This is a genomic window from Sphingobacterium sp. UBA7625 (assembly GCF_002484085.1).
Taxonomy (GTDB): Bacteria; Bacteroidota; Bacteroidia; order Sphingobacteriales; family Sphingobacteriaceae; genus Sphingobacterium; species Sphingobacterium athyrii.
In genome coordinates, this window is record NZ_DLJD01000024.1 from 62,407 (window position 1) to 85,641 (window position 23,235).

A 23,235-nucleotide genomic window follows, 5' to 3' on the forward strand; every position below is an offset into this window, starting at 1 on the left:
TTCCAAAATAATAAAAGCCTTAGCTACAATAGCAGACTATTTTTTTTATGAATCCGTCAATCTGTTGCAGATGGTGTTCTCTCACATCGTCTATTGCCAAAGTTCCTCCAAGGATGAACATTTCCTTGTGCTTAAAGCGTTGCCCCAATCGGTCGTCAAGCATAATATGCTGCATACTCCGTGCAATCCCGATTTCCTCTAAAAAGTTGTTAGGATGGCCTGCTGTACAGATAACTAATCCATAGTTGATCGTTTTCATTTTTGGCAAATCTGGCTTTTGACCATAAGCATAACCAACTGCATATACCCGATCAAACCAACCTTTCATCATAGCCGGGCAATCGCTCCACCAAACGGGGTAAAGGAAGATAATACAATCTGCGTTTCCTATCTTTCGATGTTCTTCAAGCACATCTTTTGGGATAGGCAATAACGTTTGAGAAAACCCTTCTCGCAAGTATTCTTCTGCGGTCATATTGCTCTGAAAATTATTAGCATACAGATCGGAAACCTCAATATTCCAATTTTGTGCCGACAGAAGGGTCTTTAAATGGTTGAAGATCTCAAAAGTATAAGATCTCTCACTCGGATGACAGTAAACAATTAAAATATTCATAATATTCTGAGGATTACTTTTGTTATTCAAAATTTCATTATAAGTTCGAATCACTTTTATTTGATCAAAACAATATCGGCAACTGAACGCTTGCTATCATGATCAAATAATTTATTGTCTGAAGGATAATTAACAATTCCATTTGCCATAGCCTTTTTAATATAATAATGTTCGGCCCGAAAACTAAATTAACCATTTTTCAGGTAAAACAGAGTCGTTTCTTTACATACATACGGTCCGAACCAATCTGGTGCATGCCTATAAACTGAACTAGTTAAGGAAATTATCCAAGAAATCCTTAAAGCATCTGTTTATCTGTTTCATAAACCGACCATACACTGCATCCGGGACGATATAGGAGTGATTGCGAAGAGAACAATCACCCAGTATTTCGGATCCGTTACAGGTAAAATAATAGCCTCCGAAATTAAAGCACTACCAACCATTTGTTCCTAGCCGTAATGCTCGCTGCTTCAGTCGGCACCCCGAAGGTATTCGCAGCAAAATCAACATTCGCTTTTGTAATAATTTACTAATGACCCAAAGTTAACATCGGCTTCCTAAGTTATTCCGTTACGAATGAATCAGCCCACCAAGCTTAACCCTATAAAAAAAATGTTGTACAGCAGACAGCCAAGTTTTTAAGGATAAATTGTTATTTTAGCGATAGCATATAATAACCGGATGGGACAAAAACGGATGAGATACCGACACAAGTAAACATCTATAGCGAGCAAAACAGAGCTAGTCTAAAAAACTTATTATGATTTATGACTCAAATAAATTTATCAATTGAAATATTAAACTATGGCCTTCAACTATCTATGGAGTTTGGACAAAATTGGTTAAAACCAATTAACGAAAGGTTGGCTACTAAATTTCCAGATCTGCTCCCGCAGCAACTGGAGGAATGCAATACTCTCTGCAAAAAAGTACATCAAATTGCACACCGTTTTATAGTCGAGAATCCCATTCGCTCCGATACAGGAATTGAATTTGTAGATTTCTACCAATTTAAACAGTTTATATACAAAAAATATAGCTGGCTTTCTTCAGCAAATTTACAACGCCTTTACAGTCAAAGCTGTTATTACGCCTATAAATAAAAGCTTGGTCAATAAAAATTATTTCCGGGCACAATTTGGCATACGCCGTGGTCTTCGGCCCAAACGCCGCAGCCTTACTTCTTTTCTGTGAATATAGTTGCTTTACGTATGGTAAAAGGACTCGCATTTCGAAACTGGGACAATTTAAATGGGCAATGAAAGATATTAATATTTATACCAGCACAAATGGCACAAGCTGGACCTTGATTAAATCCGCCCAATTGAGCAAAGTCTCCGGTTCCTGGATCAATGTTAACCTGGATGCAACGATCAGTACCCGTTATCTTAAAGTAGAATCGGTGAATTCCTGGGGTGATTTCTTTTATTCACATCTTGCTGACTTTGGGGTCTTTTCTAATTAGTTTGCAGTAAAGTAAAGCACAAAGAGTAGCCATTATGAAGTAGCTGCTCTTTGTGCTTGATATAACAGTATATTTCCCAATCTATCAGTTTAAAACATAACGGCTAGAATGCCGTTGGAAATTGACAAAAACAGCGATAATGGAGTATAAATATAGGTGTCCCGTGAGGCAAATACAGTATTCCTATACTTCTTGAATACGCCGACATATTTCAGATCCCCGATAAATCGAACAAAGAAAATACCACTGATCATATACATGCCATAACCCGCGTAGTTGTTATCAAAAGGTCCTTTCAGAACGCCAATTGCACAGAGGTTTGTCAAAGCAAAAAATATTAATCCAATCGCAACCAGTAACGTACCGGGCCGGCCTGGATTAAATACCCTTCTTCCATTGAGGTCTGTGGGTATAGTAGCACTTATCCCCCACTTTCCCCCAAATACCCAAAAGAGATGAAGCAACGCTAACAAAATAAAAATAGTGGCAATCACAATTGATAATAAATGTTCCATTGAGTAAATATAAAATATTCTTTACGATCTTCGTACGATTCAATTTTTATTATTTTGACATTATGCGGTATCTTGTAGATTTCATCTTTCGTATAGTTATAGCCCGCTAAATTTGCATTTTCTTTACCAGGCTTTCTCTGAAGTTCAACAAAATAACGCAGTGTAATGGCATTGCCCAAACTGTTCTCCGTTTTCAAATCGGATTTTTCCAATCCAGTTGATGCGATGTCCACTCGAATAAATATTTCCCTGTATCCGAAATTTTAGATTTTCAGCAGCTTTGGAAAGCATAAAAATTTGGTACGGGAGCCGCTTTGCAACATTTATTTGTTACAGTTGGAAAGTTAACACGACAAAAACAACATCTAGCCGCACAGAAAAACAATTAGAAACCGAACTTTAACAACAGGTATTTCAGTCACTTATTGACAAAAATGCCTCTAAGACTACTTTATATAAAATACACGCATTGTTTCCAATATTTTTGTATAATAGCTATATTTTAAAAAAATAGCTAGGTAATGTTATCCATCGAATATTATTTCAAAACATATTTTCTACAGCTCTGTACATTTGCCTTTCCATGGGTCAACTCGGAGGAAATAGCTAAGGATATTGTACAGGATGCTTTTATTGTCTTGATGGATAAACCAGAGCTGTTGGAGAAGGGAGAACGTGTTATCAAAAGCTTTCTCTACACCTCAGTAAAAAATATGGCAATGAATGCCAAACGGCGAGATAGGGCATTTGATAAGATACGGGATGCTATTACCATACCGGAGTCTGACGATCGGAATATCTTAGACGATCTTATCAATGCCGAACTGATTGGTGCATTACACCGTGAACTCGACCAATTGCCTGAGGGCTGTCAGCGGATCTGCCGTTTAATTTATTTGGATGGTATGAAATATGATGAGGTCGCACAGGAATTAGATGTTTCCGTCAACACCGTAAAAACGCAGCGTATGCGTGCAATAAACCTTTTGAAAACCAAATTCCTGAATTTAGTATTGAACTTCCTTTTATTTTAAGGATCATTTGCCCTTCTATTTTTAAAAAAAATATTTTTTTTCATTTGGAGTCACCCATTTTGATTCCTCAAGTTATTTAGTTATTGAATTATGATAGAAACAGATAAAATAGTCTTGGCTGAATTAGCTTCATTACTCCTGAAAGACGGACAACTACCTACTGCACAAGAGAATGAACTAAGACGTTTGCTGGAAAAATATCCCGATGCAAAGGATAGTTTACGCCACCGGCTTGCCAATACAGATATCCATGTTCCATTTGATTTACGTACCACTGACCTGGATCAGGAGTGGAAAATTTTAAAAACCAAATACAATGAACGAAAAATTGCACCAAATTATCATCGGTTAAATGGGAACTGGAAACCCGCTATTAGAATTGCTGCCGCACTATTATTGCTCTTTACTTTTGTCTGGATCTGGAAATCTTATTTAAAACCTATCAATTATCTTATTCCGGACAAGGTCTATGGACAAAAAAATGATGTTCTTCCCGGAGAAAACGGTGCTATCCTGAAGATTAAAGGACAAGACGAAATTAACTTAATGAATAAACAAGTTGACGGAAGTCTTCCTCAGGGGATTATATTAAAAGATGGTAAATTGCTGTACTCACAGCTCAAAACCGAAGAGTCTAATCCGATCCACACCTTAATTGTGCCCAAAAGATCTACCATAGCACTAACACTAAGTGATGGTACACGGGTATGGGTGAATTCGGAATCGGAATTGACCTATAAGGCCAATTTCGAGAAAAACGAACGGAAAGTAAGATTAAAGGGTGAAGCCTATTTTGAAGTTGCCAAAGACACAAAGCGCCCATTCGTGGTGGAGGCCAATGACCTTAATGTCCAAGCTATAGGAACAGCCTTTGACATCAATTCCTATAAACCTAATGCTAAAGTTTTACTTACAGAGGGACGCCTAAAAGTCAATGGACAGGAAAATGAGATTTTTATAGATGCAGGAAATGGGGTAAAAATGATTAACAGTCAATTGGTAGCCTTTCCGATACCAGATATGGAAGAAGCAACGGCCTGGAAAGATGGTTACTTCTATTTCGAAAATAAGAGTATGCAACAGATTCTCGATGAGCTAAGCCGATGGTATGGTATCAAAATTGACTCCAACGTCTCATTGGATAAAAGACGTTACAAAGGTGGCATAAAAAGAGATGTGACCCTTGCAGAGGTCTGTAATCTACTAAAAGACCTGACTGGTTATCAGCTGACAATCGACAAAGAAAAACTAATCGTTAATAAGCTGATCGACAAAAAATAAATAAACTATCTAACCAAGAAAAGGAGGGCTTAAAATATGTAAGAAGAAAAATACCTAAATATTGTATAAAAAAGAATGCAGAAGTACTCCAATACTCCTGCATCTGATTGAATTAACAACTGATCGTAAACTATTAATTCTCTACCAAATTATGAATAATTTATTTTATTCAAAAGGAATTCTTTGTCCTATAGACAAGGGAAAATTTTTGAACAATCTAATCAAAATGAAACTGACAGGAATATTATTAGCAACATCCATGATGGGTGCCTATGCTTCAAGCTCTGCTCAGATTACACTGCACGCCAAAAACGCCAAGATCGAAACCGTCCTCAAAAACATCACCAAACAGACAGGAGTACGTTTTATCTTTATGGAGGGCTTACTGAACAATGAAAAAGCAAATCTTGAAATAACAGATGCACCCCTGAATAAAACACTTGATCAGCTATTTAAAAATAGTGCCTTCTATTACATGGTACATCGTGGCACCGTAGTCATAAAAAGAAAACAGGACGATGCCTCTGATGATCGGTCAGGCAGCGAAAAGCTGTATCAGCAACGATCCATCAGAGGGAAAATACATGACACAAAAGGGAATCTATTAAGTGCGGTCAGTATTTTGCTCAAAGGGACAAACATAGGAACCTCGACAAATACCAGGGGTGAATTTCAGCTTTCTCTACCAGACGGGAACAAGGGCACATTGATTTTCAGCGCGGTAGGCTTTAAACAGCTTGAAATTCCTATCAACAACAAAACTGAGCTCAATATCGTCATGGACAACGACGAAGTCGGGCTTGAGGAGGTTGTGGTGGTCGGATTTTCAGAGGTCGATAAAAAGCACCTGGCTTCCTCCGTATCCCAAATGGATATGGAAAAAGTAAAAAACCGGCCCATTTATAAAATGCAGGATGCTTTTTCAGGAACAATTCCCGGTGTTACAATGATGCGGGGAAATAGTCTTCCCGGCAGTGTCCCCGGGACGATTTCCATTCGTGGTATCAGCACCTTACAAAATGCCGATCCTCTGGTCATCGTGGATGGAATGGAACAAAGTATTCACGATATCGATCCTAACCAGGTGAAAAGTATTACCGTACTTAAAGATGCGGCTTCAGCGTCTATGTATGGCTCACGTGGTGCCAATGGCGTTATTATCATCGAAACAGAACGTGGGCAAACGGGTCAATTCAAGGTTTTTACAAATAATTGGTATGCCATAAACAAACCGATAGATCTTCCTGAATTTGTAGGGGCAGTTGATTTTATGAAATTGCGAAATGAAACACTGGTCCAACAAGGACAACCTGCGATCTATTCGGATGAAACAATTGAACAATATGCCAGCGGAAAAATAAAAGGGGTCAATTGGTTGGACGAAGTAATGGAACGAACCTCCACAGCAATTAACAACAACGCCAGTATTTCCGGTGGCGGCGGTGTGGGGACCTTCAACCTTATGTTGGGCCATATTAAGGAAAATGGACTTAATAACATCGAAGGAACACAGAAATTTTCGGCACGATTCAATACCAATATCAATATTGCTGATAAATTCGTCCTCATGGCTGACTTCTATGCGCATCGCTTGCAAGTAGACCGTCTCATGGCAAACGACGATGGTCACGGGCTTTACCAACAAGCCTGGCGCCTGAATCCAACACAACAGATTTATTATAATGCTGACAGACCCGAACCCTTCATCCTCCATAACAACATTAATCCTATAGCTTCGATTAAACATGGGGGAACCAAAAACTATATGCATGATCGCAGTACCATTAATCTTCGCCCCAAATACAATATCAACAGCAATCTAAATATTGAAGGAAACGTGTCATACATGATCAACAAATCTGCTGACAAACAAAGGCGGTTAACCTACAAATTCTTTGATGAAAAAGGGGCTCCGATCAGCATATGGGGAAATGATGTGGATGCTTCACAAGGTGTAAGTGAGAGCCAGCTGACCGCGAGGGCGTTGGTAAATTATAACAAAGAACTACGTCAGGATAAAGACAAAATCTATCTCACTGCCGGTTCTGAGATCATGAGCTATACCTTCACTGATTTTAGAGAAATTAGCAAGGCTTCTTTTTTCGGTAAACTGAACTATTCATTTGATAACCGTTATATATTTGAATTAACAGGTCGATCGGATGGAAGCAGTAAATTTGCACCGGGTCGTCGCTGGGGATTCTTTCCATCGGGAGCTTTTGCCTGGAATTTACATAATGAACGCTTTTTCAAACCTATTCTCGAATCCGAGGCGATCAGCAATATTAAGATTCGTGCGTCATACGGGTTGATTGGTAATGAAAATGTAGCGCCTTATTTATGGCAGGAATCTGTCAATACCTGGGGATGGACGATGCGCGTCCCTAATTCTAATTTTTCCTGGGAGAAACAAAAACAATGGAATCTTGGCCTCGATATGAATGCACTCAAAAATAGACTTTCTCTTACAGCGGAGGTATACCATAAGAATTCGTATGATTTAATCTATGATCAATTTGCTGTCCCACCATTAACGGGTTCATACACCTTAGTATCCGCAGTAAATATTGGCGCGGTAGAGAACGATGGTTGGGAAGTCTCGGTAAACTGGTCTGACAAGAAAGATGATTTCTCCTATAAAGTCGGTGCAATGCTTTTTAACAATCGTAACCGCATACTCAAGGCTGGCTATAATGAAAATGACCGATTGATTTTCAAAGGCAACAATGACCAGATATGGTATAAAGGGATCCCGATCAACAACTATTACGGTTTTCAATCAAATGGTTATTTTCAGAGTCAACAAGAAATTGATGAAACCGCAGCGAAAATGCCCAATTCCAGACCTGGCGATATCCGCTATGTCGATCAAAATCAAGATGGTTTAATTAACGACAATGACCGCGTTTACCTCGCGGATCCACTTCCGTATTACAATTACGCCATCAATATGGACCTACATTATAAACGCTGGGATTTTTCAGCACTGGGTCAAGGTGTGGGCAAAAGAACTGGCCGATTAGCCGGTCAGGAAGCTTATCCAGTTTATGTCGATGGAAACAGTAATGACCTGGGGGCACCACGTGTTGAATATGTTGCCGACCATTGGAGCCCAGAAAATCCAAATAGCCGCTTCCCGCGTCTCTGGACAGGCTCCACGCCCAATACCCTTTTAAGTAATGTATGGCTCAGCAATGCAGCCTTTTTTCGTGTTAAATCACTTCAACTCGGCTATACTTTTCCATCCATTGGCAAAAGTGTTAAAAACTTACGGATTTATGTAAACGCGCAGGATGTATTCACCATAACAAAGTGGGAAGGTTTGGACCCTGAGCGGATCGAAAGCGGTAATGGAAATTATCCGCGGATGGCAACATATAGTTTTGGATTAAGCGCGAGCATTTTTTAATATCATCACAATGAAAAAGAAAATTATTACCCTTATAATAGCTTTGGCAACCCTCAGTAGCTGCGAAAAATTTCTTGATAAACGAGATCCAACAGCAACTTCTTTTGATGAGTTTTTTAACACAGAAGAAGATTTGCGTCGCGTGGTCTACAGTAGCTATTTAGATGCTTTTATGGGGCCAGGTGAACGTCGCCTCCTCTTTTACATGACCGAAGGTCGTTCGGACAATGCCTATGCCCGCATTGAGACAGATCATCACATGATCATCGCCAACGGCAATATGACTAGTAACTCCGCTTTGGCCGTTTATTACTGGAATTTACACAATCAGCATATAGGCCGTATTAACACCTATCTGGCAAATGTTGGGGTGCCATATGTCGAAAATGAATCTACGCGACAACGGTATAAAGCAATTCTCGAAGGTTTGCGCATCTGGCATTACTTCAGGATTACAGAGTTCTGGGGTAACGTCCCTTTTGTGCTAACTCCTGTCAAACTGGAGGAAGCAACACCACCGGTGACACCTAAAGCCGAAATCCTTGACAAGCTCTTTGAAATGAGTGAAGATGTTGCCAATAGACTTCCAGAAAATGAAGGCACCACAAACGCATATATGTTCAACAAGTATTCCTTTAAAACATTGGTCATGCGCTACGCACTCTATAATGGAAGGTACGAACTGGCGGCAAGACTTGCTAAGGAGATTATGGATAGCGGGAAGTATCAACTTCATCCCCAATACGCCAATCTATTTAATTATCAAGCAGATAAAACCAACAAAGAATTTATTATCAAGTTTGATATGGAGAGCCATAACAATTCAGCAACGGCGTCATTTCAGCATCTCGCTCCACAATACCGAACCGGAAATGGCCAATCCTATGTTGTTCCCTTAAAAGCGCTCGTGGATAGTTATTGGACGTTACAGGGCCGATCAATTGATAAATGTCCGCTACATACTAAACAAGAATATGAGCTTAATCCAAAATTAAACCGTGACCCACGGTATGAAGCTAGTGTATTCGGTCATGGCGATCTCTTCAACAATGAAAAAATAGATATCTATGATGCTAAAAGTGCTTTTTATTACCAAAACCTACGTAGCAGTAGATCAGGATACTGGTTCAAGAAATTTGTCGACCAAGCCGATGCGTTTCGTACTGGCGGAAATATGCATTTTCCCTTGGCTCGCTATGCTGAAGTCCTGTTAACCTATGCCGAAGCAAAGATCATGTTGAATGATATAGATGAACTGGCTAAAAGTTGTATCAACCAGATTCGTAAAAGAGCCGGACTCGATATGACCATTGCTGATGTCAATTTAACAGCAAAATCACAACAGGAATGGATAGTGCTCATCCGCAACGAAAGGAGAACGGAATTTGCTGGCGAAGGATTACGTTATAGCGATATCTTGCGATGGAAAACAGCAGAAACAGTCCTTAATCAACCCGCTCTCGGTCATATGCGTCTGAATGGAGGTGGACAATCCGAAATACTCAAAATTGAGGACCGAAAGTTCTTAAACCATCAGTACTTATGGCCGTTTCACGAAAGTAGTTTTCAGGTGGAGCCCAACTTGGTGCAAAATCCGGGCTATTAATCAAATACAACGATATTCTTTTGTCCAATATTGCAAGAGCGGTATTCCTTAGGGAATGCCGCTCTTGCATTTTTTTTTGTTAAACACAACTTTTAACAGGAATAGCCTACCTAAGTGAAAAGATAGATATTTCCTATAAATGGCAGGAAGTAGAACACCCTTATATGCGCAAATAGCATAGAATTCTTTATTTTTTGCCAATAAATAAACCATCAAGAAAAAGGTATCTGTCTCTGAATTTCTCTGGAGATGCCTGCGCTTCGATATTGAGGTCAAGTATATTCATCACCTTGTCTGTTGCTGTAGTTTTTGGCCACACAGCAAGATTTTTCCCATTCGGATTACCAGTCTTAATAAAATTGATGAAGTAGCGCTGTCCCAGTAGTGAAGCTTTGTAGTCATCCTTCGTCCAGGCAAAAACATCGTTGCTCTTCAGATTTCCCAATAGATATTCAATATCACTGGCATGGAACGCTCCTGGGAGGACGGGTGGCAGATTCTCTTTGTCTGCAGTGGTAGATTTTTTCTTATCCCACCAGCAAGCCCTGTCTCCACATTGTTATAAGCTGCTTTCATCGGTGGCCGTGCTTTGCTAAAGGTGTAGACATAAACAGGTTGGCCGCTGTTTATTCGTTGCAAATCGAGCCATTTCCAAGTACTGTAAACAATAAAATTATCACTGGCTAGCGCGGTCGCCGATGTGATGACTTCACTTTCTGTTTTCCCCGGATACAATTTGAGCACTTCATCAGCCCTAGCACCGAATTGCTCGCGTACTAATCTCTCATAGTTGTCCGGTGATGGATAAGACTTGCCGGTGAAGGCAGTATAAGGAGCCTCTGTAGACGTCCAGCCTGCAAGTAGAGAAACTTTGGACTGCTCCCCTGCTTCAAATATTCCCAACGGTGATTTGGGGAGAAAATAACCATCTATGATCAGACGTGTCATAAAGGCGCCGGGCTCACTGGCCCGGTCAAGTAGTTCTGCGGCGGGAATTTTACGCAATTGGTCAAGGTTGCCTACATTGACTTTGGTAGCAAAAGCTACACCTTGTTGTTCTTGCTCCCCAAGGGAAATAGTGCCATATCTTAAATTAAAAACACTTCCGCTCTGACCGATAGCACGCTTAAATAACCCTTTGGAAAGCAGACTACTCATCTGGGCGGAAACAGACATGCTTCCGGCAGATTCTCCACCTATGGTAACCTCATCAGGATCACCTCCAAAGGCAGCTATGTTCTTTTTGACCCATGCTAATGCCGCATATTGATCCAGGAGACCATAGTTCCCTGACGCATTTTTTGGTGATTCTTGGGTTAGTTCCGGATGCGCAAAGAAACCAAAGATGCCCAGACGATAATTGACGGTAACGACAATAATGCCTTCCTTGGCAAAACTCTCCCCATCGTAACGATTTTCTGATCCATCACCGGCATTGAAACCGCCACCATAAAAATAAACTAAAACAGGAAGTTTATCGGAGCCCCCAGCCTTTGGTCGCCATACATTCAGGTAGAGGCAATCTTCACTGATACCCGGAGAGCGAAATCTCATGTCCCCATAGATCGGTTTCTGCATTGGTGAATTTCCAAAGCGATCTACCTTGCGGATCCCTGTCCAATGATCGGCAGGTTGTGGTTCTTTCCATCGTAAATTGCCAACCGGTGGTTTTGCAAAAGGAATCCCACGGAATGCCTGCACGCCGCTGGATAACGTAATTCCTTCCATTATACCCTCTTCAACCTTTACTTGGGGCTGTTGGGCAAAAACAAATGATATAACCAGGAACGCGGCGACGGTAAAAAAAGTCTTTATCATAATAATGTTGTCAATATTTTACACGGGACTGTTCCAATTAAATATAGAACATTTTTTGCATTTGCCCCAACTAGCTAAATGTTGCAATTGCACGATTGCGAATCTCTGAAACATTCAATCCCGCACCTTCAAGTTTTTGTGAAGCCTGTTTTTCTATTAAATCTTTTAACATGACAAAGGTCTGATCAAATTGGACATGCCTACCAATCACAAAAGACAAATCGTATTCGATCTCCTCCCAGGTAGAAATATCAGCATGATTATGCTGCAATTGAACTTCTAATTTATCAATAGCATTAGCCACCTTTGCTTCGAAGGTATTCTTCTCCTCAAACTCATAAAAAAGATCATATATCTCCTGACCATTACTTGCTGTAAGCAGCTCTCTAATTCTAAGAATTGCCTTCTCTTCATTTTGTTGTTTGATTTTTTTGATCTCTGGGTTGCGGATCTGATCCAATACCGATACGTCACCAGCTTCGGCTTCAACAAGATCATGGATAATAATCATTTTCAATAGGCGGGCGAGATCAACTTTTTGCTCTAAAAGCGGTTCAATCAAAACGGCCATCAACGACATCCGCCAAGTATGTTCTGCAACGCTCTCCTGACGACCATTAGACAGCCAGCTATGTCGCAATTCGAATTTTAGTTTTTCAGCCAGCTTCAGGACATCTAATATCGCCGATAACTGCTCCAGTTTTATTTTATTAATCATCTTATATATATGAAACTTTACTTCCAATCTGATATATTTATATTCTAATTATCAACAGCTAATTTAATATTTCTTACTTAGGATAAAGTAGATCTTCAACGAAAAAAGCTGTTGTCATCAAATACTGACACAAACTTTCTTGTTTTAATCGCGTCTAAAATCGACTAATAAAATTCTTGGAATAGTTATTTAGAACAGACACCTGAGACTATTTATAAGAGCTATTATTCACATTCAAATGCACTCTCGATAAGAGAATATTACAATTGCCACCGAATTGCCGATTACTCTTCCTACCTTTGTTTTCAAATTAAACACATATGCCAAAAGAAACAAAAGCGGGACTTTATCAAGGAATCATAGAAAAAGATGCAAATGGAAATTACTTTTGTGGCCCTTATCTATTAGATTACCAAACCGTAGAAGCTTATTTTAAATTGGGTGATCGCGTCAGCTTAAAAAGTATTATCAAAAATACCAGCCGCATGAGTATGGAAACTTATCCTCAAAAATCAATTAAGTTTTCATTTGCAACCGAAAATCATGACAATGATTAGCACAATGTAAGCTAGATCTTAGAATACAGAATTCATATTGAATTCAATTGTCTTTATATGCGGTCACTTAAGAGCATATGAAGACAATTGAATAAAATCACCATGGTGTAAGCTCTCCGCGCACGCATAAATTGACATCGACTTTTGGAGACAACAATATCCGGATAAACAATTTCGAATGTATACTGTTAGTTAGAGAATAGATTATACTACTAATGCCTCATTTTATTATAGACTGTTCGCAAGATATTCTTCAGACAATCGCTCCTGCTGAGCTCATGGGAGCTGTATACGAGACAGCTGCTGCTGCAGGAATTTTCGCTGCTAATGACATAAAGGTTAGAATTCAGCCTTACCAATATTATCGACTCGGAAACAATAAGACTAATTTCTTACATGTTTTCGGGTATATTATGGAAGGACGAACTATGGAACAAAAAGCAAATCTTTCAAAAACAATCACTGCCAGACTAAAAAAATTGCTTCCTTCAATCTCTTTCCTTTCAATGAGTATCAGCGAATTTGAAGCTGCAACTTACTGCAACAGTTCGTTAATAAATCCTCAGAATATTAATCATGATCGCCATTTTGAATTGTAGGATTTAATCCGTTAATCTCCCCGCGAAATGATCCAGCTCATTTACGTTGGAGATATAGATCACATCGATAGCAGATCATTCTTTTTACCTTAGTATATACAAAAAAAGAAGACAAACATGGCAAATACTATGAAAGCTGCACGTTGGTATGCTGCTAAAGATATTAGGGTAGAACCAACAGAAATCCCTGAACCAAAGGCTGGTCAGGTTAAAATAGCTGTCCATTTCGCCGGAATATGCGGATCTGACTTACATGAGTATGTACATGGCCCGCAATTAATCCCGGTAGATCAACCCTACCCGCTAAACGGACACCAGGGAGTCACTACGCTTGGACATGAGTTTTCGGGTGTGGTGGAGGCCGTAGGTGAAGGTGTACAACATGTAAAAGCCGGTGACCGCGTGGTCGTTGAACCGATTTTTAAAAACTTTGATAGTCCCTTTATTGCAAATGGCGCATATAATTTGTCCGAACCCTTGGGATTTATCGGGCTTTCCAGTAATGGCGGATTTGCTCCGTATGTTGTCGTTGAAGACTACATGCTACACAAAATACCGGACAGCATGTCTTTTGAAAAAGGCGCATTGGTGGAGCCTGCCGCTGTCGCGGTATATGCAGTGCACCAAAGCGGGCTTAAAATCGGTGAATCCGTATTAGTCTCTGGTGCTGGCCCCATAGGTTTACTATGTGTTCAGGCGGCACTTGCAGCAGGTGCGACAACAGTTATTGTCACGGATATCGCAGACAAACGTCTAGAGAAGGCAAAAGCCATCGGTGCAACACATACCATCAACGCGAAAGAGGAAGGGATTCCACAAAAAATTAAGTCCATTACAGGACTTGGTGTAGACGTATTTCTGGATTGTGCTGGCGTACAGGCCTCCTATTCAACAGGGATTGATAGTTTAAAAAATGGTGGAACAGCGGTTTTAGTAGCTTTGTTTGGCAAGCCGGTTACCACGAATGCGCTGGATCAGGTACTGCGGGAAATCACGATCAAGGGTATTATTGCTTATCGTAACATCTTTCCACAAGTTATTGCGCTTATCGATAGTGGACGTATGCCAGTGGAAAAACTTGTGACAAGCAAAATAAGCTTAGAAAATATCGTTTCAGAGGGATTTGAAGCTTTGGTTAATGATCCTACTGAAGTCAAAATATTAATTGATATACAGAAAAAGTAGTATCGTCAGTTGATACTGCAATGGCCTGTTTATATCAGAAAAAATATGCTGATCCATTCATGAACAATGTCTTTCGGGATATCCCGAAAGACATTGTTCATGAATGGATTGACCTCTAACTGCGCTTATTCGTCAATGGGAAAATTGCACTTTCAACATGGGCCTTCTAATTCAGCTGACGCAATTCATGCACCTTTTTTGGATTGCCATTAGCAAACATTGTTCTGTTCTTTTGGATGTTGTTTGAGATCATACATTTCTACTGTTGGGTTACCGCTCATTACTTTCTGTAAAATAAGTCTCTAGTCTCATTTCCGCAGGATTTGACGCAGTCTATCGACAATTTGACCTACATAGGCATCCATACGAGTTACCATGCTAGCATACATCACATGCGGTCCTATGCATTTAAGATTTTAGTCTTTATCGCAAAGCTTCTGATACCGCATAGCTGTCTTCCAATAAGGTGTATTCGATAATTTTATTATTGTGTACCTTCATGTGGATAAAGAATATGGAGCTGACGAGCTTACCTGTTTCTAGCATCTTAGAGGTAAATTTCCCTTTTAAAATAGCCTGATTTCCATTAGTCAATATCGTCTCAATTACCGCTGTCACCGGTTCTACCGCAAACCACAGTAATTTGAAAAGCTGTTCCACTTCTGGCTTTGAGCTTCGCTTCCCCAACCATTTTATCTGAGCCGTATTACCTGGAATTTCGAGTTGAAATTCTTCCGCAAAAAGGTTTACTAAATTTTCTAACTCCCGTCGTTGTAAGTAACCTAAGAAATCATTTATCAATAGATCCATATTTTCCATCTTAAATTCTGTTTAGATTTTTATGCTGTAGATAAACCATCATTCCGACCCATCCCGCGACCGCTAGGATCATAACAGATCCAATCGTGCTAATGGAAGAAAACAGGGCGATGACGCTAGCTATAACCCAAGTAATATCTAGTGTGATGATAAACTTGGTCCAGCTGATCGGGATACTTTCCTTCATAGCAGTGGCTAAAACAAATATCGAAAACACAATGAGGAAAACGCCTACCGGGATAAATGTTGTATTATTTCCAGTTTCAAATAGCTTTGTAAATACAGAAGGCATGGTTACCAATAAAACGCCTGTCATTCCTGAGCTGATCGCATTGGTCAGCAATACATTTTTTAGTGTCATAATTTCTTTTTTTTATTACTCAAAAGTACAACTGCTTACAAGGCTTTGGGCTACCAATAGACGACAAGATATTGACATTATACGACAATTTGATACAGGCTGCAAAACATATCAGTACATTTACAATATGAATTATAAACAGACCATGTTGCAAGCCTTAATTGCTTTTTGTGAGGATCGAGGTTTGGATAGCACTAAAATTGTCTCATTATCGGGTTTTTCAATTGCTCAGTTAATGAACAGTCGCCAATTTGAGATCACTGATCAGCAGATTGAAAACGTATGGAGGAATATTGTACAGCTTTCAAAGGATCAACTGATAGGCCTGCATTTTGGAGCAACCATGCAACTAGCAGCCTTAAATATCGTTGGGCAGATCATCCAAACAAGCTGTACCGTGAGGGACGCACTGCTTCAAGTGCGATCGCTCATGCATTTCGTCACAGATCTTTATACAATGGAAATAGACTTAAAGCATAAAACATGCGTCATCGAATACCATAAAAATGGAGGTTTTGATCACTTGCCTATTACCCAAAGACAATTCGGAGATTTCTTAATAGCATTCACAATCTATGAATTAAAAGGGTTACTCCTTAAAAATTTGAGCCCTACCATGGTAGGGCTACCTAACTTCCAGCGGGAAAGCAGTTCGGCTTATGAAACGATCTTAAGATGCTCGGCAAGAAAATCAACACATTATACCGTAGAATTTCCAAAGGAATACCTGGATTTTCCGATAATTACAGCCAACTACGAGATACAGACTTTGCTCATTAACAAGATAAATCAATTACAAAACCCGAACGAACTGATGGGATCTCTTTCAAAAAGAATATTTAACTATCTTATCGCCAATTCTTACCTCTATTCCCTCTCCATAGAAGCTGTAGCTGGAAATTTCAATGTAAGTGTAAGGACTTTACAGCGTAAACTCAAAGATGAAGGAGCTTCTTATATACAAATTGTTGAGGAGGTTCGTAAATCTCTAGCCATAAATTATATGCAGAACACGACCTCATCTGTAAAAGAAATATCAATCATTTTGGGCTATGCCGAACCGAGTGCCTTCGTTCGTGCCTTTAAAAAATGGACAGGAGAAACACCCACTGGCTACAGACTATCCAGTCATTAAGTTATTCTTGTTTAGAATAATACTATACATTTATGCTGTTACAATACTACTTCCTGTAGCGCTTCTACATTCTTCTCTGTCAATTGATAGTCTACGATAACATTCTTATTTTGCGAAGTAATATAAATTGAGCTCTTAATTTACATTGTAAGACTTTCACTAACACTTCCTTTTGGTGTTTGGGCAAACAATGCTTGCAAAAAATAAACAAGTCCAATGATAATGATTGTACCTAAAATAAATAACACGTTAAAATAAATAGATTTCTATTCGGTGATCAGCGATTATATATCAAGCTGTACGCCAAAATTGGCCATAGTTCCACGGCCCTTTATATAGTAGCGTCCCTCATTGGTAGCACCGCGCACCTCAGCATGAGTTGGATAATAATTGGCATTGAAAAGATTGTTGATCGAGAATAGAAAGGTAAGTTTTGAGTAGAAAGCTATATTGTCCATATTCATATCTGGGGTAACCAGATCATCCTTCATCGTTTTCTGTACCGTATGATCTTTCAGCAGGTCTACTCCATAGATCAGAGATAGCGGAGTAGATGTCCCCAGCTGAAAAGGAGTGTTAAAATTAAGCCTCGCCCCTTGATGGTCAGAGTAGGTTTGATTATATGTCTCAAAAACCGTATTCATATCTTCGTAATAGAGGCTTAAACTTGCAGCAGTCTTTCCATATTGGCCGTCATATTTTAGGTGAAATGCCTTATTATAGGGAGTATCACCGTTGATTACCGTATCTGATGACCAAAATCACCAGTAGTACCCACATATTTGCTATCCTGTGTTTCGACCAAACGATAAAGCCTTAAAATAGAGGATACGCTTACTAAAACAAGAATTAAAGTCATCGTTCGTAGACAAATCTTCGAATATAATTTTCAACATCAATAATATCAAAAGGCTTAGCTAAAAACCCATCAGCTCCACATTCCAACGATATACTTCTTCCATCGGGACTTCCAGAAATCATGACAACAGGCAGCCTATGATGTTTATCCGAAGCCCGTAATTCGCGAAGTATTTGATCGCCATCTTGGTTAGGCATATGGATATCCATAAAAAGTATGTCAGCTTTTATAGCATCCAATACAGCAGCTAAGGCCGAGGCGTTAGCAACCGTTGTTACGACAGTCTGATCGTCTTCTAAGATCATAGAAAATGCATTTAAGATCTCTATATCATTGTCACAAACCACAATTTGTCTTTTCATTGTTATATTTTTAAAATCATACAATGAGCATAGATTAATTCATAAGCGACATAGGTCTTTTGTTAGCTATTCGTCAGAATACAAAAAATTCCGATTGTTAATGATAGATCTTCGCTTTGCTGGTCTATGACACATTTCCTAATGCCCACAACAGTACAATTACTCTGTTGCAGCTATGCAAATTGGTTACTTTGATGGCCCAATACCATTCTTTTAATATTTAAAATGTCGGACTTTTTTCTCAAGAGAACAGTTCTCAATGTATATTAGTTCACCTAGAACGAATTTGATTGACACTTAAGGTATATACACCAGGGATAAAGAAAAAATCCTCTTTTATTTATTTTGTGTAGGAATATTACAAATAATTTTAGTAAATTAAAAAAAGGAAGGCTCAGTAAAAAAACGTGTACATTGAAATCTATATATCACTGGGCATCGAAAGAGAACGCTGCGTTTCCACTAGATAAAATACAATTGCTAACTCAATAGTTGAGAAACGGAGGGACATTTATGAATACTAAAATTATTGGGTCGGGCAGCTATCTTCCGGACACTATAATAAACAACACACATTTTGAAAATCGTGTTTTTTTGGATGAAACAGGCGAGCCAATCAAATATCCCGAGTCCATTATAGGCAAGTTTAAAGATATTACCGGAATTTCCGAACGTCGTTATGCTGCGGAGAATCAAGTGGCCTCTGACCTTGCATTTATTGCGGCAGAAAGAGCAGTCGCAAATGCTGGAGTAGATCAAGAGACACTCGATTATATCATTGTAGCGCATAATTATGGAGATGTACGTTATGGAAAGACTCAATCGGATACCGTACCTAGTTTAGCCGCTCGGGTTAAGAAAAAATTAGGAATAAAAAATCCGGGCTGTATCGCTTACGACCTTCTATTTGGCTGTCCGGGCTGGAATGAAGGGATGATACAGGCGAATGCATTTATCAAATCGGGAATGGCCAAACGTTGTATGATTATTGGTACCGAAACTCTCTCCCGAGTCGTAGATCCCTACGATCGTGATTCGATGATCTATGCTGATGGTGCGGGTGCAGTTATTGTAGAAGGAACAGCTTCGGAAGCAGGATTGCTCTCCTATCAGAGTGCAAGTTATACTTTTGATGAATCCGATTACCTTTATTTTGGCAATTCCTTTAACAGCCAACACGAACCAAATACATACTACATAAAAATGAAAGGGCGGAAAATATATGAATTCGCACTCAACAAAGTCCCTTTAGCCATGCAGGCCTGTATGGAAAAAGCTAATTTAGATATTACTGCAATAAAAAAAGTATTAATTCATCAGGCTAATGAGAAAATGGATGAGGCTATTATTTCACGATTCTATGGTTTATACCACATGCAGCCGCCAAAAGATATCATGCCCATGTCTATTCATAAATTTGGAAATAGCAGTGTCGCAACAATTCCAACGCTTTACGATTTAATCAGACAGGGAAAAATGAATGGTCATTCCTTTCAAAAAAATGACATTATCTTATTTGCTTCGGTAGGTGCCGGAATGAATATCAATGCTTTTACCTATAAGCTTTAGTGTTAATGACTCCTGAAATTTTTATTCCTCTTCTGAAGAGAATTTAAACACTTGGTCTTAATCGAAAAAAGTTTAATTAATGAGGCGAGCATAAAAAATTTGCACATAAAAAAGCGAGCAAAAGCATGGTCTAATACTCCATCCTTTATACTCGCTCCAAATTAATAATCTACCATTATTTTAAGACAAGCAATCTGCTACACGGCTTATTTCTTTTTCTTTCGGAAGACATTATCTGTTAAATCTTTTGAAACCGAGTCTTTCTCTTTTTGATAAGAAGACTGCGTTTTTTCTTTGGTGCTTTTTTCCTTTTTTTGATCTTTACTCATGACCTATGAAATTTATATTGTGAAGATACCCGATAACCATAAAAACATTAGCAGCGGGTGATTAAAATTATGTGCGGTTGGTTCTAACAGAAAATTTCGCGATTGGGTGATTGGGGAAATTTAAAGATAAAACAAGAAGCTTTTATCATATTTGGCTTACCGAATGGGTTATGTAAGTAGTAAACCTTATTCCTAAAGATACGAATAATAATTCGCATTAAACCATTTACGAAAAAACAATTATATACACCGGAATTAATATAATTTAAACGGTCGTCTTTTAAAGGCCATTCGCATCCGTATTCATTTATTGACTTTAAAAAGCTGATACCTCAGTCAAATAATTTTTTCATTGTCAGCGCTCTTGGCGCGTAAAGTTTGGATAGCGCAAATTCAAAGAAGACAGCAGATAAGTCATTTAAATACTTGTCTTAGGACAAGTATTTAAACCAGAATATCTTTTAGTTTTATAACACAAATCTGTTTTTCTATGCACGTTCTTTTTTCAGTTTTCACCTTAGCATGTATCGTTTTATTTGGACTCGCGTCCCCTAATAAAATGATCATCATTCCTATGATGATATGGTCATTTGCACTTTCAGCAGTCTCATCATTTAATATTTTCCTATCATTTCCACCTTCTTTTGTGCTCATCCTTGTGAGTGTTCTCCTGCTCAGTATAAGCTACTATAGATTATCAAAAAATGTAGGGTTGAACGTTTATTACCTGTTGGGTATCCATATCATTAGAATCCCGATTGAATTCATCATTTTCCAACTTTTCAAGCATAAAATGCTCCCCATCGAAATGACCTTTCTTGGTTGGAACTATGATCTATTTTTTGGTGTCACCGCCATTTTATTTTTAGTATTCAGTAGCCTAAATCCCAGAATATTGACATCTGCACTTTTCAAAGTATGGAATATTTTAGGGATATGTTCGTTATTGCAAGTCGTTGTTATTGGTATATTATCATCGCCACTACCTTTACAAACAATGGCATTTGATCAACCCAATATTGCTGTACTACAATTTCCATATGTCTTGCTTCCAACTATCATAGTACCTATTGTCATATTATCTCACTTTCATCTTTTGAGGAAAGCCATCAAAGTAGAAAAAAGGTAGGATGCTGCAAACATCACTTAACTTGTAATTATCATGTTTTTTGCAAATTAAACACTGTACCCGCAGGGTCAGTTATCCAGTGCATATTTTCTGGAAGTTCCTCGATTTCGTCACAGGTTTCCACTCCATTTGATAACAGATAATCGGTTGCCTCCGAGACATTAGGAACAGTAAGCTGCAACCAAGTTTCGGAATGAGTATAATTATCCACGCAATCTAACCAAATGATATTGTGTCCAAATTTCACTTCATGTGTCCTCGAAACCGTCGGGTTATTGATTGGCTTCTCCTCCACATCCAATTTCAGTATATCCCTGTAAAATGCAACAGTCTTTTCGTATTTATTTTTGGGAATTTTTATAGCGATATTAATCCCCGCTTCAAATTTTATGTTCATATTTTTGTTCTTAAATCACAAACAAAATAGTAAAATTAATTAGTCAAAACGCTTGTCCTATGACAAGATTTAGCTTTGGTAGCAGGACAAATCCATATCAGGATTAACATAAAAAATAGTACTTTAGATATAATTAATCAATTTTCGACTTATCCCTTAACAAGGTAAAATTTTATATGATCCCACAGTTATACACTTACCTAAAAATTATCGTTATATTTCTTCTTTTTGACGTTTTAATATACTTAAGGTTACGCAGACTGGCTGTATGGAAATCACAGCCATTAGTTGCAAACATCATCTGGTGGCTATTGAGTATTTCCTCTTATGTCTGTATATTCTTAAATTTATTTTTTGAATGGAGCAATTTTATCGCTGTTTGTTTCATGTTCTTCCCTATTTCCCTGTTATTGGGAAAAGCGATCCTGTTTCTATTTATTGGCGTTGATGTACTATCGGCGTTCATCATAAATATTTTTAGACGGCCAACAGAGAACAGCATGGTAGTGGATTCAAATGGTAACAGCGCGCGCATGGGAAGATCTGATTTTATTATCAAAAGTGGACTTTTGATAAGCAGTATTCCATTGGTGGCGTTGACCCGTGGGTTTAAGTCCAATCTTTATAATTACCGGGTCAAACATGTTAACCTGATTTTACCAAATCTTCCTAGATCTTTCGATGGTATTACTATCGCTCAGATTTCAGATATACACGCCGGGAGCCTTTATAATTTAGATGCAGTAACAAAAGGTGTAGCACTACTGCTTGCACAGAAACCGGATATGATTTTTTTTACAGGAGATCTAGTAAATGATTTTGCTGAGGAAATGGATGATTACCTCCCCATTTTTAACAAGCTAAGCGCCCCGCTCGGCATTTTTTCAATTTTGGGAAATCATGACTATGGAGACTATCATTTTAATAGATTTCATTTCAACAATAAACATACCTCGACAAAGAAGGAGAATTTAGTCAATGTAAAAGACATTCATCGTAAACTTGGTTGGCAGCTCCTTCTCAATGAATCAAAAGAGGTCAGCCTAAATAACGAAAAAATCACCCTCATCGGTGTCGAGAATTGGGGCGTAAACAACCCGCACAACTATGGTGATCTTGATCTGGCTATGTCCAAAATGGATCCCTCCTCAGCAGTCAACCTGCTGCTTTCACATGACCCCTCACATTGGAGAGCTGAGATATTACCAAAATACCCCATGATTGATGTCACCTTTAGCGGACACACGCATGGCGGACAATTTGGGTTTAGCCATCCTGACTATCAATGGAGTCCAATCCAATACGCATATCGTGAATGGGCTGGCCTATACCAAGAGAAACATCAATCGCTTTATGTCAATGTTGGTTTCGGCTACCTCGATTACCCAAGCAGATTGGGGATACTGCCTGAGATCACGATATTCCATTTAAAAAATAAGGTGTAGCCCCATAAATATTGAATTATGGAA

At 38.8% G+C, this 23,235-nt stretch carries 25 protein-coding genes; 12 read left to right on the forward strand and 13 right to left on the reverse strand.

Going from position 1 to position 23,235, the window contains the following annotated elements:
- Positions 1-19: 19 nt before the first annotated feature.
- The gene (locus B4G94_RS09460; RefSeq protein ID WP_286858531.1) at positions 20-616 is read right to left on the reverse strand and encodes an NAD(P)H-dependent oxidoreductase; all 597 of its coding nucleotides are present in this window, start codon (positions 614-616) and stop codon (positions 20-22) included.
- Between the two features lie 770 nt (positions 617-1,386).
- Between B4G94_RS09460 and B4G94_RS09465 the strand changes: the two genes are divergently transcribed.
- Entirely contained in the window at positions 1,387-1,722 is a 336-nt protein-coding gene (locus tag B4G94_RS09465; protein ID WP_286858532.1) for a hypothetical protein, read from the forward strand.
- Between the two features lie 155 nt (positions 1,723-1,877).
- The gene (locus B4G94_RS09470; RefSeq protein ID WP_165307970.1) at positions 1,878-2,084 is read left to right on the forward strand and encodes a hypothetical protein; all 207 of its coding nucleotides are present in this window, start codon (positions 1,878-1,880) and stop codon (positions 2,082-2,084) included.
- Between the two features lie 89 nt (positions 2,085-2,173).
- On the opposite strand, the gene B4G94_RS09475 is transcribed toward B4G94_RS09470, so the two are convergent.
- Together B4G94_RS09475 and B4G94_RS09480 are read right to left on the reverse strand one after the other, a co-directional pair.
- Complete coding sequence (locus tag B4G94_RS09475; protein ID WP_286858533.1) at positions 2,174-2,599, reverse strand: DUF3995 domain-containing protein; 426 nt, start codon at positions 2,597-2,599, stop codon at positions 2,174-2,176.
- Positions 2,575-2,832 (reverse strand): hypothetical protein, encoded by a 258-nt coding sequence (locus B4G94_RS09480; protein WP_108633317.1) that lies wholly within the window; start codon positions 2,830-2,832, stop codon positions 2,575-2,577. Before B4G94_RS09480 ends, B4G94_RS09475 begins: the two co-directional genes overlap by 25 nt.
- Before the next feature lie 288 nt (positions 2,833-3,120).
- Here B4G94_RS09480 and B4G94_RS09485 point away from each other — a divergent pair, with 288 nt between their 5' ends.
- The 4 genes from B4G94_RS09485 to B4G94_RS09500 all read left to right on the forward strand — a co-directional run bounded on the left by B4G94_RS09485 (position 3,121) and on the right by B4G94_RS09500 (position 9,929).
- Positions 3,121-3,633: a sigma-70 family RNA polymerase sigma factor gene (locus B4G94_RS09485; RefSeq protein WP_286858536.1), complete on the forward strand. Its 513-nt coding sequence runs from the start codon at positions 3,121-3,123 to the stop codon at positions 3,631-3,633.
- Positions 3,634-3,723: 90 nt separating this feature from the next.
- A complete protein-coding gene (locus tag B4G94_RS09490) occupies positions 3,724-4,914 on the forward strand; it encodes a FecR family protein (protein WP_286858537.1) in 1,191 nt (396 codons plus the stop codon).
- 151 nt (positions 4,915-5,065) lie between these two features.
- Positions 5,066-8,323 (forward strand): SusC/RagA family TonB-linked outer membrane protein, encoded by a 3,258-nt coding sequence (locus B4G94_RS09495; protein ID WP_286858538.1) that lies wholly within the window; start codon positions 5,066-5,068, stop codon positions 8,321-8,323.
- 10 nt (positions 8,324-8,333) lie between these two features.
- Positions 8,334-9,929 carry a RagB/SusD family nutrient uptake outer membrane protein gene (locus B4G94_RS09500; RefSeq protein WP_286858539.1) on the forward strand — a complete coding sequence of 532 codons (1,596 nt, stop codon included), beginning with the start codon at positions 8,334-8,336 and terminating at the stop codon, positions 9,927-9,929.
- 187 nt (positions 9,930-10,116) lie between these two features.
- Here the strand turns inward: B4G94_RS09500 and B4G94_RS09505 are convergent, their stop codons facing one another.
- From B4G94_RS09505 to B4G94_RS09515, 3 genes are all read right to left on the reverse strand, one after another.
- Entirely contained in the window at positions 10,117-10,425 is a 309-nt protein-coding gene (locus B4G94_RS09505; RefSeq protein ID WP_349681862.1) for a carboxylesterase family protein, read from the reverse strand.
- Complete coding sequence (locus B4G94_RS09510) at positions 10,362-11,747, reverse strand: carboxylesterase/lipase family protein (RefSeq protein ID WP_286858540.1); 1,386 nt, start codon at positions 11,745-11,747, stop codon at positions 10,362-10,364. The genes B4G94_RS09505 and B4G94_RS09510 overlap by 64 nt, the downstream gene beginning before the upstream one ends.
- 70 nt (positions 11,748-11,817) lie before the next feature.
- On the reverse strand, positions 11,818-12,465 hold the full coding sequence (locus B4G94_RS09515; RefSeq protein WP_286858541.1) for an HD domain-containing protein: 648 nt from the start codon (positions 12,463-12,465) through the stop codon (positions 11,818-11,820).
- Positions 12,466-12,785: 320 nt separating this feature from the next.
- Here B4G94_RS09515 and B4G94_RS09520 point away from each other — a divergent pair, with 320 nt between their 5' ends.
- The 3 genes from B4G94_RS09520 to B4G94_RS09530 all read left to right on the forward strand — a co-directional run bounded on the left by B4G94_RS09520 (position 12,786) and on the right by B4G94_RS09530 (position 14,806).
- A complete protein-coding gene (locus tag B4G94_RS09520; protein ID WP_286858543.1) occupies positions 12,786-13,022 on the forward strand; it encodes a hypothetical protein in 237 nt (78 codons plus the stop codon).
- A 215-nt stretch (positions 13,023-13,237) separates the two neighbouring features.
- On the forward strand, positions 13,238-13,621 hold the full coding sequence (locus tag B4G94_RS09525; RefSeq protein ID WP_165307988.1) for a 5-carboxymethyl-2-hydroxymuconate Delta-isomerase: 384 nt from the start codon (positions 13,238-13,240) through the stop codon (positions 13,619-13,621).
- Between the two features lie 117 nt (positions 13,622-13,738).
- On the forward strand, positions 13,739-14,806 hold the full coding sequence (locus tag B4G94_RS09530; protein ID WP_108633309.1) for a 2,3-butanediol dehydrogenase: 1,068 nt from the start codon (positions 13,739-13,741) through the stop codon (positions 14,804-14,806).
- A gap of 423 nt (positions 14,807-15,229) precedes the next feature.
- On the opposite strand, the gene B4G94_RS09535 is transcribed toward B4G94_RS09530, so the two are convergent.
- Both B4G94_RS09535 and B4G94_RS09540 read right to left on the reverse strand, forming a co-directional pair.
- Positions 15,230-15,625, reverse strand: a complete 396-nt coding sequence (locus B4G94_RS09535) for a nuclear transport factor 2 family protein (protein WP_286858545.1) — start codon at positions 15,623-15,625, stop codon at positions 15,230-15,232.
- A 1-nt stretch (position 15,626) separates the two neighbouring features.
- Entirely contained in the window at positions 15,627-15,986 is a 360-nt protein-coding gene (locus B4G94_RS09540; RefSeq protein WP_286858546.1) for a hypothetical protein, read from the reverse strand.
- 127 nt (positions 15,987-16,113) lie between these two features.
- On the opposite strand from B4G94_RS09540, the gene B4G94_RS09545 reads away from it, so the two are divergent.
- On the forward strand, positions 16,114-17,121 hold the full coding sequence (locus B4G94_RS09545) for an AraC family transcriptional regulator (protein WP_286858548.1): 1,008 nt from the start codon (positions 16,114-16,116) through the stop codon (positions 17,119-17,121).
- Between the two features lie 284 nt (positions 17,122-17,405).
- Here B4G94_RS09545 and B4G94_RS09550 read toward each other — a convergent pair whose 3' ends face one another.
- Positions 17,406-17,765, reverse strand: a complete 360-nt coding sequence (locus B4G94_RS09550) for a hypothetical protein (protein WP_165307995.1) — start codon at positions 17,763-17,765, stop codon at positions 17,406-17,408.
- Positions 17,766-17,976: 211 nt separating this feature from the next.
- Complete coding sequence (locus B4G94_RS09555; protein WP_165307997.1) at positions 17,977-18,342, reverse strand: response regulator; 366 nt, start codon at positions 18,340-18,342, stop codon at positions 17,977-17,979.
- A 513-nt stretch (positions 18,343-18,855) separates the two neighbouring features.
- Between B4G94_RS09555 and B4G94_RS09560 the strand changes: the two genes are divergently transcribed.
- Positions 18,856-19,911, forward strand: coding sequence for a 3-oxoacyl-ACP synthase III family protein (locus B4G94_RS09560; RefSeq protein ID WP_286858550.1), 1,056 nt, complete (start codon positions 18,856-18,858; stop codon positions 19,909-19,911).
- 206 nt (positions 19,912-20,117) lie between these two features.
- Here the strand turns inward: B4G94_RS09560 and B4G94_RS09565 are convergent, their stop codons facing one another.
- From B4G94_RS09565 to B4G94_RS09575, 3 genes are all read right to left on the reverse strand, one after another.
- Positions 20,118-20,240 (reverse strand): hypothetical protein, encoded by a 123-nt coding sequence (locus tag B4G94_RS09565; protein WP_277603180.1) that lies wholly within the window; start codon positions 20,238-20,240, stop codon positions 20,118-20,120.
- Between the two features lie 444 nt (positions 20,241-20,684).
- On the reverse strand, positions 20,685-20,894 hold the full coding sequence (locus B4G94_RS09570) for a hypothetical protein (RefSeq protein ID WP_108633304.1): 210 nt from the start codon (positions 20,892-20,894) through the stop codon (positions 20,685-20,687).
- Positions 20,895-21,400: 506 nt separating this feature from the next.
- On the reverse strand, positions 21,401-21,766 hold the full coding sequence (locus tag B4G94_RS09575) for a VOC family protein (protein ID WP_286858552.1): 366 nt from the start codon (positions 21,764-21,766) through the stop codon (positions 21,401-21,403).
- 386 nt (positions 21,767-22,152) lie between these two features.
- Here B4G94_RS09575 and B4G94_RS09580 point away from each other — a divergent pair, with 386 nt between their 5' ends.
- On the forward strand, positions 22,153-23,211 hold the full coding sequence (locus B4G94_RS09580; RefSeq protein WP_286858554.1) for a metallophosphoesterase: 1,059 nt from the start codon (positions 22,153-22,155) through the stop codon (positions 23,209-23,211).
- Positions 23,212-23,235: the final 24 nt, after the last annotated feature.

Excerpts from the sequence above, each read along its gene's own strand:
- B4G94_RS09510 (WP_286858540.1), bottom strand. The coding sequence starts at position 11,747 with ATGATAAAGACTTTTTTTACCGTCGCCGCGTTCCTGGTTATATCATTT.
- B4G94_RS09520 (WP_286858543.1), top strand. The coding sequence starts at position 12,786 with ATGCCAAAAGAAACAAAAGCGGGACTTTATCAAGGAATCATAGAAAAA.
- B4G94_RS09575 (WP_286858552.1), bottom strand. The coding sequence starts at position 21,766 with ATGAACATAAAATTTGAAGCGGGGATTAATATCGCTATAAAAATTCCC.
- B4G94_RS09465 (WP_286858532.1), top strand. The coding sequence starts at position 1,387 with ATGACTCAAATAAATTTATCAATTGAAATATTAAACTATGGCCTTCAA.
- B4G94_RS09490 (WP_286858537.1), top strand. The coding sequence starts at position 3,724 with ATGATAGAAACAGATAAAATAGTCTTGGCTGAATTAGCTTCATTACTC.
- B4G94_RS09460 (WP_286858531.1), bottom strand. The coding sequence starts at position 616 with ATGAATATTTTAATTGTTTACTGTCATCCGAGTGAGAGATCTTATACT.
- B4G94_RS09535 (WP_286858545.1), bottom strand. The coding sequence starts at position 15,625 with ATGGAAAATATGGATCTATTGATAAATGATTTCTTAGGTTACTTACAA.
- B4G94_RS09475 (WP_286858533.1), bottom strand. The coding sequence starts at position 2,599 with ATGGAACATTTATTATCAATTGTGATTGCCACTATTTTTATTTTGTTA.
- B4G94_RS09485 (WP_286858536.1), top strand. The coding sequence starts at position 3,121 with ATGTTATCCATCGAATATTATTTCAAAACATATTTTCTACAGCTCTGT.
- B4G94_RS09545 (WP_286858548.1), top strand. The coding sequence starts at position 16,114 with ATGAATTATAAACAGACCATGTTGCAAGCCTTAATTGCTTTTTGTGAG.
- B4G94_RS09470 (WP_165307970.1), top strand. The coding sequence starts at position 1,878 with ATGAAAGATATTAATATTTATACCAGCACAAATGGCACAAGCTGGACC.
- B4G94_RS09580 (WP_286858554.1), top strand. The coding sequence starts at position 22,153 with ATGTTCTTCCCTATTTCCCTGTTATTGGGAAAAGCGATCCTGTTTCTA.
- B4G94_RS09565 (WP_277603180.1), bottom strand. The coding sequence starts at position 20,240 with ATGAGTAAAGATCAAAAAAAGGAAAAAAGCACCAAAGAAAAAACGCAG.
- B4G94_RS09525 (WP_165307988.1), top strand. The coding sequence starts at position 13,238 with ATGCCTCATTTTATTATAGACTGTTCGCAAGATATTCTTCAGACAATC.
- B4G94_RS09500 (WP_286858539.1), top strand. The coding sequence starts at position 8,334 with ATGAAAAAGAAAATTATTACCCTTATAATAGCTTTGGCAACCCTCAGT.
- B4G94_RS09530 (WP_108633309.1), top strand. The coding sequence starts at position 13,739 with ATGGCAAATACTATGAAAGCTGCACGTTGGTATGCTGCTAAAGATATT.
- B4G94_RS09560 (WP_286858550.1), top strand. The coding sequence starts at position 18,856 with ATGAATACTAAAATTATTGGGTCGGGCAGCTATCTTCCGGACACTATA.
- B4G94_RS09570 (WP_108633304.1), bottom strand. The coding sequence starts at position 20,894 with ATGAGCACAAAAGAAGGTGGAAATGATAGGAAAATATTAAATGATGAG.
- B4G94_RS09540 (WP_286858546.1), bottom strand. The coding sequence starts at position 15,986 with ATGACACTAAAAAATGTATTGCTGACCAATGCGATCAGCTCAGGAATG.
- B4G94_RS09495 (WP_286858538.1), top strand. The coding sequence starts at position 5,066 with ATGAATAATTTATTTTATTCAAAAGGAATTCTTTGTCCTATAGACAAG.
- B4G94_RS09515 (WP_286858541.1), bottom strand. The coding sequence starts at position 12,465 with ATGATTAATAAAATAAAACTGGAGCAGTTATCGGCGATATTAGATGTC.
- B4G94_RS09555 (WP_165307997.1), bottom strand. The coding sequence starts at position 18,342 with ATGAAAAGACAAATTGTGGTTTGTGACAATGATATAGAGATCTTAAAT.
- B4G94_RS09550 (WP_165307995.1), bottom strand. The coding sequence starts at position 17,765 with ATGAATACGGTTTTTGAGACATATAATCAAACCTACTCTGACCATCAA.